Below are 14,322 nucleotides of genomic sequence, written 5' to 3'. Positions count from 1 at the left end.
TTCACAAAAACGTGTAATTGTTTTTTGCATAAAAAAAGAACCGCGAAAATTGAGTTCAACTTTCGCGGTTCTGATTTCAATTTTTTTACTTGGCCACTCGACGGAAGCCGAATGTTTTGGTCTTACTTGAAGATTGTTTCTTCTTGTGACCCTTTCTGTATTTTCCGTTCGCTGTATTCGCTTTCGCCACTTCATTTGCTTTGAACGAGAAGTTCGCAATGTAAGCGCCTGTGCCGATATGACGACCGCTCGATGTTACCGGAGCAATGCCATCTTGCGCAACCCATTCCAAGCGGAATTTGATATTGCCGTCAGTGCCCATTGCGTCTTTCACAATGTCCGTGAGCGGGAATGTATAAGTGGTCTTTGCGACATCCGAGCCGATATTGCTGTAAATATCCGCACTAATCTTGAGGGTTGCATCCCAAGCGTCTTCGCCGAGAGAATCCTGCTGCAAGAGAAGCGGGATATTGACATCGATTTCAAAGGTCGCGCCGCCGTGGACATACGCTGCGGTATCGTAGCTAACCGGAGAAACTTTTTGCAGTTTCTTGTTTCCGCTTGCGATAATCGTTTCCTTCGAATCGACCACATACGAAAGGCGGAAGTTTTCATCGAGTTGCGGCATATTGCCCGCATACATTTCCTTATCCGCAGGAATTGCTTGAGTTCCCGTGAGAATGTGAATCTTAAAGGAAACGTCTTCGATGTCGCCTTGCACAGCGACCCAAGGGTTATCGGTTCCCGGGAAATTCTTGTAGCCGTCAAATGCCTTCGAATATTCTGCGCCGACCGGTAAGCGGATGTAATCGCCCACGTGAATTGCCGCATCCGAATCATACGAATACGAGAATGTCCACGTGTTCGCTACCGTTTGGAAATTCGAGAATTGGTTAAAGAATCCCGTTGTACCGTCGCGGCGTTTCTGCAAGTAGTAAGGACCTGCGGAATCGATGACCGTGAGAGGCTCCGAAAGGGTAACGCGGAGAATGCCAATCGCATCCGTCGGCTTTGTAATCGTTGCGTTCAAAATAATCGGCGGGCAACGGTCATAAAGAGTCGAAGTATTGTCATCGAAGAAGCCTCCGAGCGGACCTTGACGCGGCAAAATCATGCCGTTTCCATTGCGGTTGCCGTAAGTCTTCTTGTTATAAGTATCGCCTGTAATCGGAATACGAATCGCAGTGACTGTACTCTGGACAGAATCGATTCCCAAAGTATCGATCGCCGGCATAAAGGTCGAATCTTGCGATGTCGCATATTCTACGCACTTCTTGTTGTAACCCGAAATCGTCGAATCGATTTTCATCGTCGAATCCGTTCCTGCCGAATCGAGCTTCACCCAAGTCGTATCCTTCTTATAATACGGCGAATCTTCGGTGCGGATGCAATTCTTTGTCGCAGTTCCCTTCACCCAAGTTCCGCGCGAAGAATCGAGACTGATAATGTATTTTGCGCTCTTTTCACCGAGGACTGTATCCAAATCCCAGCCCGCTGCCGGTTTTGCAAATGCGACGTAAACTTCGGGCTTGCCCCAGTAAACATCGATTGTATCCAGCATATCTTTTTCGCGGAGTTCTTTGGTAAATTCCACGTAAATTTCATCGGGCTGACCATCGCCTTCCTTGTCTTCGATATACGCATACTTGACAGGAACCGGACGGACCGATTCGACAATCGTCACCGGACCATTACAATCCGAGAGCGCATTCGTCGCCATATCGACCACGCTAAAGCCCGCTTTGATAATCGCCTTCAAGCCATCTTTGATATAAGCGCCATCGGTATTGCCTTCGACGACATATTCCCAGATTTTGCCATTATCCTTTGACTTTGCGCTTACGACATGAATCGAACTTTGATCAACTTCGTTTCCGGCTGCGTCATAAATGGCGAGCGGCCACGTGGTCGTATTCATCGTAATGCGTTCGGAGAATGCGATGCGAAGAGTATCTTGAGCGTTTGCGTGATTTTCATTTTCGAGAATGGCGACGCTCGTGAGAGTCGGTGCAATGCCATCGGTGATGACTTTTTCTGCGGTCTTCGAGACGCCCTTTTCGGTCATGTAAACCGTAATCGTTCCCGCCGGAGAAGCATTCTTTGCAAGAGTTGATTCGTCGAATTTAAATGTTGCAAGAGCTCCGGTTACCACAGCAGTCGGCTTCACCACGAAGGCAGTTGCCGCAGCCGTTTCCGTCGAATCAAGAGAAACGAGGACGCTATCGAGAGTCATCGAAGAACCGTCGAATTGAGCCCCGCTAAATTCAATCGTTAAACCGTCTGCAGTCGCATTGCAATTTGCATCGGTGAGGATTGCCTTCTGCGGAATCGGCGTTGTCGGATCAGCGTAGAAATATTGCGCCGTCGAATCTTCCGGATCTTCAATATCGATATAAACTGCGGTTACCGTATCGCCACCGAGAAGCGGAATCTTCGGGAAGTCTGCGCTTACGCTATTCACCGCCGAAATCAAATCGCTTTCAAAGTAACCGAGAGCGGCATTCGTCCGCTTAAGGGTCACCGCCGTCGAATCCTTCGTCCGAGAATTGTGAAGCATCACGCGAATGCTTTCGTAGCCCGCGTTATCCTTATCGCTCACAAAAATCTTGAACGTCATCGGATCTTCTTTCACCGGGCTCGAGACCGAGTTACCGTCTTCACGCACAAGCTGCATCTTGCCCGCGGTACGGTTACCCTTGCTAAACTGCACAAAGTAAGAGCGGTTCACAAACGAGCAGCCACCGTTTTCTTGGCATTCGGTGCATTCCGGATTCGGACCTGCGAAAATCGTCACATCGACTTTATTCGTTCCAATCGACATCTTGACCGGAATATTCAAATCAAAGCGACCGGTAGAATAATTGTAAACCGCAGCCGTTTTCATCTGTTCCGAAGAAAGGGCAACGCCGTTTACCCAAATCGATGTCACATAACCGTTTTCCGAGATGGTTGCATTACCCGTTAAACGCATCGTGCTAATCGTCGAATCCAACTGAATGTAAGATCCATTCGACACATTAAACGGAGCGTCAAAGGCAACAGTCATCTTGTAATTTGCACGCTTCTTCGTCATTTCGGAATAAGACGGGCTAAAGCCTGCGACGAATTCATCTTTGCGGTAAACGACCACATAAGGGTTCACCGGAGCTTCGTCTTGGTCACCTTCGTCTTTACCCCACTGCGGCATACCATCATAATCAGCACCATCGATATCGCGTTTATGCGGAGCCCAAGTCCAGTCGCCCGAACTTGCCGACATCCGTTTATCCGTTACCGTACGGAGAGGATCGCATTTACCGTTCTGATAAATTCCGCGCGAGAAGCCAAAGTCAATACGCATACGCGAAGAAGACTTAATCGTCGTCGAGCCGAGAGGAATCTGCAGATACCAATCGTAAGTTCCAGTCGCAGCGTTATAAGTATCTTCCAATTTTACCGGAGGTGCTCCGCGCGCATTGTCGCGGATTTCGCGGTCGTTTTCACAAGGCTTGTTAAAGCCCGCTTCATCGTAAGCTTGGCAAATATCTTCGTCCAAAAGCATCGGGCAAGTTCCCGGCTGATTATTTTCACCCGGCTGCGCTTCGATTTGTTCCGGACGAGCGGTCAAATACAAGCGAAGAGTTAAGCTGTCAAACGCACGGTCTTCGTTGTTGTAAATGTTCAAGTTTAAGAAGTCCATGCCGCCGAATTCATACTGATAAGTGCGCACATCAAAATCATACGAAGTGACAGGAGTCGTAAACTTGAGCGGCATTCCGTTATCGTCGGTGCAGCGCATCGAATTGTAACTTTGCACACAATAATAATACGTCGTCTTTTCTTTGAGTTTTCCGAGTTTAATGTAATGGAAACTCGTCGGAATTCCCGAAACATCGGCATTTTGTTCAAATTGGCAATTTCCCGTCGGAGTCGTCGGACAAGTCATCTGATCGTAGCTCGTGAGAGTCGTATCCCAATAAACTTTCGAATCATATTGACCATTCGGCGTGTACCACATAATTTCGGCACTGTCCGCAGAAAGGTTACAAACCTTGATATTCTGAATATCGGCATCTGCCGGCGGGCTCGCAAGAGTCGTAAACGAGAACGGTGTGCTCGTGCTATCGACAAGCCACTTCGTCGAATAGGCTTCGCTGCGGCCGTTAATTGCGACGACCTTGAAATAATAAGCCGTTCCGTTCTGCAGTCCTGTCAAATGGAATTCGTGAGCCACTGCAAAAAGGGAATCTTTGAAAACTTGATTAAACGGACCCGTTTCATTGGTGCTGTAAAGAATCATCGCCGGACCGCGCATATCTTGCGTCGATTTGACGATTGCAGAATCATAACCGACATAACGAATTTCAACATTAATATCTGACGGAGCACGGCTGCGGTCTTCTTCGCGGACAGCGACTGCGCTCGAAGCGACAAACATCGCAGTTGCATCGATACAAGTTTCCGAAAGATGATAATCTTCCCAGCTCATCGAAGAAGGCGCCCAAGCGTTAACATCATCCGGAGTCACACCACCGAAGAGCGCACCGGTCGGCGGATTATAAACATAACCTGCGCCCGGCATATTTTTACCTTCGGGGTTTGCTGCGCGGTGGTGCGGGTGCGCATCATTTTTATCGCCGACGCCAAGAAGGAACGAAACGTCCCACGGGTTCACGCCGAGCATATAATTCAACTGGTTAATGCCGAGTTTTTTCATCGCTGCAGAATTCCAATTCTGCACGCCTTTCTGCGGAAGCGAAACACCTTCCAAATCTTTCGTCACATCGGCATACGCGAGAACTTCAAAAATATTACCCGCTTGATAACGGTTATAAATCCAAGTCTGATCCGTCTGCATATTGTACCAGAGTTCGCCCGCAGTCACAGGGCCAGAACCCGAACCTAAAATCGGAATCGTAATCGACGATCCGCCCGAACCGCTTAAATAGCTGAGGTTTGTTCCCAAAATAAGGGCGACATTTTCGGCGTATTTCAAACGAGTTTTGTTATCGATGCCATACTTTTTGCCGGTTTCTTCGTCTTTGAGAAGCATCTTGTAGAAGCCGTAAAGAGTATAGGTGTAAGCGTTCGCCCAGCTCGTATTCTTGCTGGATTTACGCATTCCGTCGCGGTTCCACGCCATCCAACCGCCGTTGAAGAATCCAACAGAACCTTCTTGTTCCGAACCAATTGACTTATCTTCGACGGCATCGTTCAAATAGAGCATTCCCGAATCCGGATAAGTCGCATAATGGAGCGCAATTGCCGCAATCGCTAAGTCATCGTGCGATTCGTTGTTGCCGTTATACGCAGCGCTAGACCAACCATCGGCGACCGTGTTATAAACGTATTTCTTGCCGCCATCATATGTTCCCGGTCCAAGACCTTTTTCTTGAAGCTTTAAATTCTTGGCAAAGTCATACATTTTCTTCGCAATCATTAAGCAGCTATCGGCAAAAGGCTTATCGTAAGTCGCATAATCTTTACCGAGAATAGCAAGACCCGCTGCAATTTGTCCCGAAATATTCGATCCGAGTTCGCCTAAACGCAAATCGCGTTCGTGCGGGCCACCGCGACCGGTGAGTGTTGCCGGAAGCGCATCTTGGTTTTCGGGACGTCCCCACCAACCGTGGTCCGCGCCGAAATTTCCCACCGAGACGACCATATTATCGATAATGCCATCGGCAAAAACATAAGAACGAATAAAGTAATCGGCACCGTGTTTTGCTTCGCGAAGAATATCGGGCACACCATCCGTATTCACTGTTTCACCCATATTATAAGCGTAATGATCTTCGTCGCGGTCGGGGTTACTCGCCGCCATCACCGCAAGAACCATAAAGGCGTAAGCCTGTGTCTGCGATTCCTTTAAGTGGTCACCGCAGTCATACCAACCGCCCTGCAAAGCGCCTTCTTTCGGAGTAAATCCCGAAACAGCGGCATCCCCGGCTACAAATTTTCCAGCGCCATCTTTCGTATGGCTCGGTTTGTGGAACCACGATTCCGAATTTCCGCTGCGGTTAATGCCGTAGAATTTCAATGTCGCATCGCGGACCATCGAATAAACTTTATCGCTAATGATAAATGTCGAAGAATATTGCTTAAGCACTTTCACGCGGTAACGCGTTTCGGTCGATAACCCCGCCATATCGGCTAAATGCCCGACGCAAACCGTGCCCGAAGGACCGTCAGCGGCTACAGAATAACGCTTTTGGTTGTTCGTCGCTGCGTTCGTGCCCGCAACAATCGTCCAAGAAGACTGCGTTTTTTTGCCGGTGCTCGTGAAAGTGCCGCCGGTAGCGACTTCGTTTCCATCGAGATCGACGACGGAATAAGTTTCGGCGCAAGTTCCATCCGAAACATAATAGAATTGCTTTTCTGAATCTTCGGGGAGATATCCCGCTTGGTTAATGCGGATACGGCCGATGCGCAAGTTTTGAGCATCGCGGAATGCCTGATTTAATGAATCGGGAATGAGTCCATTCGGCTTAAAATCTTGCGGAACCGAACCTACTTTGGGAACGGTATTGTGCTTGGTTTTATTCGGCACATATTGGCTAAAACTTTCGACAGTACCGCCGTTATCGGTTGCGGAAGTGTCCCAAGTCATCGGCCAAATCGGACGAATTAAATCATACGGTGTCGGTTGCTCCTGTTCCACTGCGAAAAGGGCAGCGGTAAACAGCAAGATATACGCAAAAACAGGCACGATAGCTCCTTTTTGTAAAAACCACACACAATCCCACCCAAAAATAAATCTTTTCTGAGTTTGCCGTTAGATGGTATAAAAAAAGTTACAAACAAGAACTCTTCCAAAGTATATATATTTAGGCTATGAATTTTTCAGGTCGTTTTCGTTTGATTTCCCGCGCAGGGGTTTCTTCGCTATTTTCAGCGTTTCTTCTTTCTGCGCTGAGTGTTGGTTTTACGGCTTGCGGAAGCGATTCCAATTCGGCATCCGATGAAGCTCCTCCCGAATATTCTTCGGCAGCAAAATCTTCGGCAAGCGTCAAATCTTCGGATTCAGGCACGCAGACTTCGAGCGAATCCAAGCCGACTTCGAGCGCATCGAGCTCCAAGCCAAAATCTTCGGCATCCTCCGAAACGACTAGCAGCGAAGAAATTTTAAACGAAGCCAAAAACGTCATCAAAGGAACTTGCGCCCCCACCAATCCGATTATTTCGAAAGGGGAAATCGGAGAATGGAAATTCTACCGCGAAGGCGAAGGCGATATTTTTGATCAAATTCTCGCCCCGTTCGCTTGGGCATTTGAAGGCGCTGCGACGACAAATGTTCAAGGAAACGGCATGGATAAAGTGACGATTCGCTATCCCGATGCCGGCTCTTTTGCCGCTTATTTAAATGTCGATGGCAACGACATCGCTTGTGAATCCATTCAAGTTCAAGGCATTCCTATCGTCATCAATTCTTGCAAACCCAATCGTTCTACAGCCAAAGCGGGCGAAACGATTACGTGGACCGTGGATGCGGAATCCGAATCCCCCATTACCGCTTACACTTGGACATCGGCTTACGGTGAATTGTCCGGTTCTGGAACATCGGGCTCGATTATCGCAAATTCAGCAATGCACAAGCAATCGGTTTCTGCAACCGTTGCTGTCACCAATGCGGATAATTCCGTTGTCAAATATGCCTGCGATGGCGTAAGCGTTGTCGACCCCGAATCGGTGGATTTAATTCTCCCGCTCGGCAGTATTAACGATGCAGATTACGGCGAAAAAGTTCTCCCGACTCTCCCCGATTCGCTCTTTATCCCAGCGCAGACTGCAACCACCGTTCAAATTCCTGCAGGCGCAAAGAGCGGCTGCATCGTGGGCTGCAAACCGAGACTCGGTTCCGACTACACGAATACGCAAATTTTCTGGGATTCGGATGATCCGCTCACAAGTTTCGCTTACTTCACCCCGAATGGTTGCGCTCCGGGCAAAAAGTACACCGTTACCGCCAGCGTCACCGTCATCTGCGTCGCAAATTAAGGAAAATGTAAAATGGAAAAAGGAATAAAATGAATTCTTTATTAAAACAATTATCACAAGACGCAGAAAACGCAGGTTCCGCAAACATGAGCCTCGAAGAAATCAATCTCGAAATTGATGCGGCAAGAAAAGAGGCAGAAATTACAAAATTAAATCAGAAAAAATCGGAGTAGATACTGCAAACGCGCGCCTGCGGCGCGCGTTTTGAATTTACTTGTTCGAAACTTCTAGCACTTGTTTGACAAATTCACCGACTTCTTTGAATTCGCGGTAAACGGAAGCGAAGCGGACATAAGCGACAGCATCGACTTTGCGAAGTTCTTCCATCACTAAATTTCCGATTTGATCGTAACGAGCTTCTTGAGTTTCGCTGAGCATTAGCGCATTTTCCACATTCGTCGCGATGTCTTCAATTGTTTGACGACTCACCGGACGCTTTTTACAGGCAGCTTCAATGCCCGCAAGTAATTTTTCCCGCTTAAAGGGTTCGCGGCAACCATCGCGTTTGACAACGGTCAGTGGCGTCATTTCCACATATTCGTAAGTCGTAAAGCGCTTGCCGCACTCCAAACATTCGCGCCGGCGCCGAATCGAAAGCCCGCTAGAACGGCTATCGACAACTTTGTCGTGTTCGTGATGACAATAAGGGCAAATCATACAACTTGAATATAGTTTTTTCGACGAACCTTTTCTAATTTTTAGGCGAAATTCTTTCTGGAGAACATTATGGAAATCCCGGAATCTTCCAATTTTATTCAAGACATTATCGTGAACGACCTCAAGACGGGTAAACGTGATTATGTGCTCACCCGTTTCCCGCCTGAGCCGAACGGTTACATCCATATCGGACATGCGAAAAGCATCTGCTTAAACTTTGGTACCGCGAAAAAATTTAACGGCAAAACCAATCTCCGTTTTGACGATACCAATCCGACGAAAGAAGATACCGAATACGTCGATTCCATTTACAACGATGTGCATTGGCTCGGTTTTAATTGGGAAGAACCCGTTCACTACGCGAGCGATTACTACGATCAACTTTACGATTTTGCAGAAAAGTTAATTCAATTAGGCAAAGCTTATGTCGATGATCTTTCGCCCGAAGAAATGAAAGATTACCGCGGAAACGATGCCGGAAAACCTTCGAAGCCTTCGCCGTATCGCGACCGCAGCGTAGAAGAAAACTTGGACCTTTTCCGCCGGATGAAAGCTGGCGAATTTGCCGATGGCGAAAAAACTCTCCGCGCAAAGCTCGACCTTGCAAGCCCAAATATGAATATGCGCGACCCGGCGATTTACCGCATTAAACATGCGACTCATCACCGCACAGGCGACAAGTGGTGCATTTATCCGATGTACGATTTTGCGCACCCGCTTTCGGACTGGATTGAAGGCATTACGCATTCCATTTGCACTCTCGAATTCGAAGCGCACCGTCCGCTTTACAACTGGTTCCTCGAAACATTGGATTTGCCGAAGCGTCCGCAACAAATTGAATTTGCCCGCTTGAATCTTTCTTATACCGTGATGAGCAAGCGTAAACTTTTGGAACTCGTGAAGAGCGGTCGCGTCAACGGTTGGGACGATCCGCGGATGCCGACGGTTTGCGGTCTTCGTCGCCGCGGTTACACGCCGTCTTCGATTCGCGAATTCTGCGACCGCATCGGAATTTCCAAAGCCGATAGCATGGTCGATATCAATTTGCTCTACTTCTGCATCCGCGAAGAATTGAACAAAACCGCGAAGCGTGCGATGGCAGTTCTCGATCCGGTCAAAGTCGTCATCGATAACTGGGAAGACGGAAAAATCGATGAAGTCGAAGTCGAAAATAATCCGGAAGATCCGAACGCAGGCATGCGCAAAGTTCCCTTTGGCAAAGAAATTTTCATCGAGCGCGATGACTTTATGGAAAATCCGCCGAAGAAATATTTCCGTTTAAAACCCGATGGCGAAGTCCGCTTAAAAGGCGCCTACTTTGTCAAATGCGTGAGCGTAGAAAAAGATGCCGCGGGAAATGTTTCCGTGATTCACTGCACCTATGATCCTGCGACCCGCGGCGGCGATTCTCCCGACGGAAGAAAGGTCAAAGGCACGATTCATTGGGTTTATGCGCCGACTGCCGTCGATGCAGAAATTCGTTTATACGATAACCTTTTCACCTTGGAAAATACCGGAAACGTTCCCGAAGGCGAAGACCCGCTGGATTATTTAAATCCGGATTCCTTGCAAATTAAACAAGCGAAGCTCGAACCGATGCTTGCGAATGCAACTGTCGAAGACCGCTTCCAATTTATGCGGCAAGGTTATTTCTGCGTGGACAACCGCGATTCAAAGCCCGAGCATTTGGTGTTCAATCGCACCGTCGGTCTGAAGGATTCTTGGGGCAAATCGCAGAAGTAGCTGTTTACAGCTGTAAACAAAAAAGTGCTTTTAATCTCTACCCATTCCTCTCGGAATTAAATACATTGAGATTACCAAACACTCCCCCTTACGCCCTCCGAGGTCTCCTTTCCTCGGGGGCGTTTTTTTCATCAAAAACGCAATTGCATCAAGCAAAGAAAATTTATAGATTTGTAATATCCGAGGTAGAGTTGACCTTGAGTCAACACTGAGGGTAACCAAAGTTTTCGCATTTTTCTCACTGTAAAAAATGTGAAGAGTCCCAAATTTTTTGGGACTTTTATTTTATGATTTCTTCAATGGATTTCATTTTTACAGCATTTTCTGTGATGATATAGACCAAAAAATTTTTCTTATAATGCAATTTTGCTGTCGGTTTTAATTTGCCAAAAATTCTAGAAAGAGGCTCCTCTTTTATAAGATGAATTGCAACACTATCAGCTTGTTGCATCGCTTTTTTGAAATGTTCACAAATTTTCTTAAAATTACATTCTTTAAAATCGCACAAAATTCCATCTACAACAGCGTCAGGATTTTTTGTTTGACGATTGCTAAATTCTGTTAGCATTCCAACTGCATGCCCTGCTCGCGCAAGCTTTAATGCGATTGCGATTTCTTTTTCCAATTTTTTCCACTCTGTATTATTTTTATATCCCTGCAATAAACGTCGGCAAGAAATCACATAACCTCCTTGCGGTTGAATAAAAATTTCTTTAGGATTTTGCTTTTTTAAAATAGACCACGACACAAGCCAGCGTTGACTGCTAATTTTCTGCTTTAATTGTTCTTCAATTTTTTTCATCAAAAGTCAGCGCGCATTTCTAAACCTAATCGCCAAAGGTGCAATTTGCGCAATCGGGGCGCGCGCAATTCGAGAAGACTTTTTGCGTAAAAACTTTTGGCGATTTTCATCTGCGTTTCTTCGCGGAAAACGAGAGGTTTCTTTTCGGGGCCGCGGATAATGAGAAGCGCTTTGGCGGTGACACTTTCTTCGACAAAAAAGAGCGCACCGGGGCGAATTTCGTAGCGGCTTTTTGTCCACGGATTTCGCAATGTTTCGCGCCATTCACAGAAAAGACTTTCGGCGTCAAATAGACGAATTCCGCTCCGCAGAAATAATGTCATCGCAAGCGAATCGCCCGCCGAAACGACCTTTGTTCCCGATTCTAATTTTGCGCGTTTTTTTGTCCGCGAAATGGACGCCTCTGCCGAGACCCTTGAATTTCCCGAATCGAGAGGAACCGCAAAACTCCCCACGAAACGAAAATTCCAAGTTTGAAAATTCGTCTGCACCGTCGCATTTCCAAATGCCCGATTTTTCTCCACCATTTTCGGCACCCTAAAAATGCCATCGAGATTTTTATTCTCGTGAAAATACGCGCGAAAGCGCAACCGCAGCCAAGAATTCCTCGGTGAATTTCCTGCGACGTAAAGGAGCGGCTTTTGATACGATTCGGAATAAGCGATTTGCGTTTCGGCAAATTCTGTTCGCAAACGGAAAAATCCATCGCGGAATCCTTCGGGCGACGCAATTCCCGCCATTAGAAGTTGCAATTTTTCTTTGCGCCCAATCGCTGCGTGAATTCCCGCCGTCGTATCGGAGAAAAGAATTGTCCCTGCTTCGAAATTTTGCGTGCCGAGATTCCACACATTTCCCGTGCGCATTTGCAAAGGAATCGCGCTTCGAATATCGGCTGCGGTAATGTTTCCGAGGACGGTGAACGCATTTTTACTTTTGTAAAGCATCCGCCAATGTTCGACATGGACAGCCCCGCGATTTTCTGATTTTAAGCGCACTTCTGCGGAATACCGCAAAAAGCTAAACGCCAAGCGGGAACGTTCATAGCGCACATTTCCCGTCGAATCGAGAGAAATCGCATAGCCTGCGCTGCCGCGAAATTTCCATTCCTCTAATTTTTCGGACAATCTCCGTGCGCACGGATCTCCCCCAGCCGCTTCCCATTCTGCGCAAGCGCCGCGACTATCCCCGCCTTCGATGTAGAACAAAAGTTCTTCGAGTTCGGATTCACTAATTCGCCCGTCGTCATACGCCCAAAATGCGTCTTCGATGGATACACTCTCCCGAGTTTCTGCAAAAATATTCCCGCAAAACGCGAAAACGAAGAGCAAAACGCTCTGCCAAATCGTCAATGAATTTCGAATCATCTTCCATATCCTCAAAAAAAAGAGTCTAATGTATATAGACGCTCGAAGCGGGAAAAATGCGACAAAATTTCTCTAAAGTAAAGAAGATTTTACTTAAAAGCGAAAAAAGTGGAATGCAAGATCTTAGAGCTTAGAATTTTCTAAGATCAAAGTTCTCAAAGCCTTGCGCGGCTACGGTGCGCCAAATTTTACACTCCTAACTAGCTTAAATAGAGGCGGCGCCCTTGGGCGACAAAAGATCTTAGAACTTAGAGCTTAGAGCTTAGAGCTTAGAGCTTAGAATTTCTAAGATCAAAGTTCTCCACTCTAAGTTCTCAAAACCCGGGGCGCCATCATCTACATTCCTCATTTAAAAAGTCTTCCCGCAGCGCTGCATGAACGAATTTGACGTGTTAAATGCCTTCCCGCAACGCTGCATGGACGAATTTGACATGTTAGATGGCTTCCCGCAGCGTTGCATGGACGAATTTGACGTGTTAAATGCCTTGCCGCAGCGCTGCAAGACAAAAAATGAAGAATTAGGAATGTTATCAGGGCGCGACTACGGTGCGCCGGCTCTGTCGGGTCAAACTGTACACTTGTGCCCGGCTAGCAAACTTTCCCTATTTCGTAAGCCCCTCCGAAGCTGTTTATTCACTACGGAATTGCAGAATTTAGGCTATTTTGACCAATTTTGGTTTCCGCAGCGTTCTTGCAACCATACAGTCTGCTGTGACAGAGCCGAGGTCAAAACCGCAGCATGTTCGCAGCTATACGGCCTGGCCTAACAGAGCCAAAGGGTCATTTTCGCAGCTTTTTCGCAGTTTCGACCCAAAAGTACGGCCTGGCCCGACAGAGCCGGTGCGCCTAATACTCAATTGTTCATTATGATTTGAATTCTCCATCCGAAAAAATGAGAACGGAGTTTCTATTGATTGATGAAATTTTATCTATTTTCGTTAATTCTGACAACGAAGAAGGGTGACGGATGAACTATATCCAACTCACTAAAGATAACATGGACGAAGAGCCCGTTTGCTGTGCCATATCCAGAAAGCAGAGCCTTGCAAAGAAACAGTGGATCAAAAATCGTCTTGACGAGGGGCTTGTCTTTTACCGCAGCGAGGAGCGAGGAAAGTGCTTTATCGAATACATCCCAGCGGAAAACGCTTGGATTCCGATTGACGCCGCGGACTTTCTTTATATTAACTGCCTGTGGGTCCTGGCTCCATGAAGGGGCGAGGCTATTCCAACGATCTTTTGGGAAAATGCATTCATGATGCACAAGCGCAGAAGAAGCGAGGAATTTGCATTTTGTGTGCTGAAGGGCGAAAACGTGAATTTTTAGCGGACCCGAAGTTTCTTGTGTACAAGGGTTTCCGAGTTGCCGACATCTCTGACTGCGGAATCAACCTGATGTATTTGCCCCTTGTGCCTAATGCCGAACCGCCGAAGTTCAAAGAAAGCGCAAAACACCCGAAAATAAAAGACAAAGGTTTTGTTCTTTTCTATACCGATCAGTGCCCGTTCACTTGCTACTGGGTGCCTCGAGTAGAGCAGGCGGCAAAGGAACACGGAATCGCCCTTCAAGTTATCCACATCACCGACAAGCAAACAGCGCAAAATGTTCCAGCCCCAGTCACGACTTATGCCCTGTTTCGGGACGGCAAATTTTTGACGCACAGCATACAAACAGAAAAAAAGTTTCTAGCACTATGACGCACGGTGCAGCCGTGCACTCATTCCTAATTATCTAAATTTATTTCATGCCGCAGAAATTTACTCGCCGACCGACTAATC

Annotated in this window: 8 protein-coding genes and 1 pseudogene; 5 read left to right on the top strand and 4 right to left on the bottom strand. The window is 47.1% G+C overall.

The genetic code is table 11. From position 1 onward, the window contains the following. Window positions 1-85: 85 nt before the first annotated feature. On the bottom strand, window positions 86-6,688 hold the full coding sequence (locus B0H50_RS00360; protein WP_146193646.1) for a glycoside hydrolase family 9 protein: 6,603 nt from the start codon (window positions 6,686-6,688) through the stop codon (window positions 86-88). A gap of 125 nt (window positions 6,689-6,813) precedes the next feature. Here B0H50_RS00360 and B0H50_RS00355 point away from each other — a divergent pair, with 125 nt between their 5' ends. Together B0H50_RS00355 and B0H50_RS13235 are read left to right on the top strand one after the other, a co-directional pair. Continuing rightward, window positions 6,814-7,977: a hypothetical protein gene (locus tag B0H50_RS00355; protein ID WP_109587061.1), complete on the top strand. Its 1,164-nt coding sequence runs from the start codon at window positions 6,814-6,816 to the stop codon at window positions 7,975-7,977. Window positions 7,978-8,006: 29 nt separating this feature from the next. Further along, window positions 8,007-8,150: a hypothetical protein gene (locus tag B0H50_RS13235; RefSeq protein WP_158256457.1), complete on the top strand. Its 144-nt coding sequence runs from the start codon at window positions 8,007-8,009 to the stop codon at window positions 8,148-8,150. Between the two features lie 37 nt (window positions 8,151-8,187). On the opposite strand, the gene nrdR is transcribed toward B0H50_RS13235, so the two are convergent. After that, window positions 8,188-8,634, bottom strand: coding sequence for a transcriptional regulator NrdR (nrdR, locus tag B0H50_RS00350; RefSeq protein ID WP_106198411.1), 447 nt, complete (start codon window positions 8,632-8,634; stop codon window positions 8,188-8,190). A gap of 69 nt (window positions 8,635-8,703) precedes the next feature. Here nrdR and B0H50_RS00345 point away from each other — a divergent pair, with 69 nt between their 5' ends. Then, window positions 8,704-10,377 carry a glutamine--tRNA ligase/YqeY domain fusion protein gene (locus B0H50_RS00345; protein ID WP_106198410.1) on the top strand — a complete coding sequence of 558 codons (1,674 nt, stop codon included), beginning with the start codon at window positions 8,704-8,706 and terminating at the stop codon, window positions 10,375-10,377. A gap of 280 nt (window positions 10,378-10,657) precedes the next feature. On the opposite strand, the gene B0H50_RS00340 is transcribed toward B0H50_RS00345, so the two are convergent. Both B0H50_RS00340 and B0H50_RS00335 read right to left on the bottom strand, forming a co-directional pair. Continuing rightward, the gene (locus tag B0H50_RS00340; RefSeq protein WP_106198409.1) at window positions 10,658-11,179 is read right to left on the bottom strand and encodes a hypothetical protein; all 522 of its coding nucleotides are present in this window, start codon (window positions 11,177-11,179) and stop codon (window positions 10,658-10,660) included. Then, window positions 11,179-12,543, bottom strand: coding sequence for a hypothetical protein (locus tag B0H50_RS00335; RefSeq protein WP_106198408.1), 1,365 nt, complete (start codon window positions 12,541-12,543; stop codon window positions 11,179-11,181). The genes B0H50_RS00340 and B0H50_RS00335 overlap by 1 nt, the downstream gene beginning before the upstream one ends. A 374-nt stretch (window positions 12,544-12,917) precedes the next feature. Between B0H50_RS00335 and B0H50_RS00330 the strand changes: the two genes are divergently transcribed. Together B0H50_RS00330 and B0H50_RS00325 are read left to right on the top strand one after the other, a co-directional pair. Beyond that, window positions 12,918-13,310, top strand: a complete 393-nt coding sequence (locus tag B0H50_RS00330; protein ID WP_109587060.1) for a hypothetical protein — start codon at window positions 12,918-12,920, stop codon at window positions 13,308-13,310. Between the two features lie 200 nt (window positions 13,311-13,510). Further along, window positions 13,511-14,241: pseudogene (locus tag B0H50_RS00325) on the top strand (YoaP domain-containing protein). Window positions 14,242-14,322 lie beyond the last annotated feature (81 nt).

The organism is Hallerella porci (assembly GCF_003148885.1).
GTDB lineage: Bacteria > Fibrobacterota > Fibrobacteria > Fibrobacterales > Fibrobacteraceae > Hallerella > Hallerella porci.
The sequence above is the reverse complement of the archived record's forward strand: the minus strand, read 5'-3'. Positions and strand labels throughout refer to the sequence as shown.